General features: G+C 43.0%; 2 protein-coding genes. Both read right to left on the bottom strand.

Annotated features, from left to right (window positions below; genetic code table 11):
* Window positions 1-559: acetylglutamate kinase (gene argB, locus AC3AYF_RS21350; protein WP_487780474.1), on the bottom strand; the 559-nt coding region annotated here is incomplete at its 3' end.
* A 12-nt stretch (window positions 560-571) separates the two neighbouring features.
* A partial coding sequence (locus AC3AYF_RS21345) for a phosphohexomutase domain-containing protein (protein WP_487780473.1) occupies window positions 572-1,220 on the bottom strand: 649 nt, incomplete at its 5' end.

The following is a 1,220-nucleotide window of genomic DNA, read 5'->3' as shown; positions in this document are numbered from 1 at the left end:
TCGGCGCGATCACCGGAATAAAGTCACTGCGTGTCAACATATCAATCACCGAAGTATCGATGCTTTTAACTTTACCAACATGACCCAAATCGATTAACTCAGAAACGTGAACCGCAGGATCATCGCTATTACGAGATACATGTAACTTTTCAGCAAGAATCAAACTGCCATCTTTGCCAGTTAGACCGACAGCACGCCCTCCATGAGTATTGATCAAGTTGACAATACTTTTATTAACTTGGCCACCGAGTACCATTTCAACTATATCCATCGTTTCACTGTCGGTGACTCGCATGCCATCGATAAATTCACTTTCTATACCAATACGATCGAGTAAATCACCAATTTGTGGTCCGCCACCATGCACTATCACCGGATTAATGCCTACGGCTTTTAATAAGACTACATCACGGGCAAAACTGTTCTTGAGTGTTTCATCAACCATGGCATTACCGCCATATTTAATTACCAACGTTTTACCTGAAAATCGCTGTATATACGGTAACTCCTCGGTCAAAACCTGGGCAATATGAGAAGCGCTTTGTGTATTTAGACTCATTGTTTCATCTTTCTAGAAGGATAAGGTCATTGATGGTTTAACTTGTAACATCTGCTGTTTAAATTGTTGTTTGATTTGTTCAAGTTCATCGACACTGTTAGCCTCAAAACGTAAGGTCAAATACGGCATCGTATTGGAAGCTCTAACCAGCCCCCAGCCATAAGGGAAATCAGCACGCAAGCCATCAATAGTGACTATCTCCGCCCCCGGAAAACTGGCTTCAGATTCAAATTGCACCATAAATCGCCGACTTTCATCCTCTTCCATTTCAAGTAGAATTTCTGAGGTACTTTCACGATAGGGCAAGGCAGAAAATACTTCAGTCGGTGTACGTTCAAGTGGATCATTACTCAAAAACTCTAATAAACGGCAGGCAGCATATAAGCCATCATCAAAACCAAACCAACGTTCACTGAAGAAAATGTGGCCGCTCATTTCACCGGCAAGTTTTGCCCCGGTCTCCTGCATTTTATTTTTAATAATTGAATATCCAGATGGGCTCATAATGGCCGTGCCCCCGGAACGCGTAATGGATTCCGCCAGTAGATTCGTACTTTTAACATCATAAATAATGGTGGCGTCAGGCACCCGCGACAAAATATCTTGGGCAAACATCACCAATAATCTGTCGGGCCAAATCGGCTGACCCTGAGCATCAACC

Source organism: Salinicola sp. (assembly GCF_982684285.1).
Note: the sequence above shows the minus strand (reverse complement) of the source record. Positions and strands in the feature narration are given on the sequence as shown.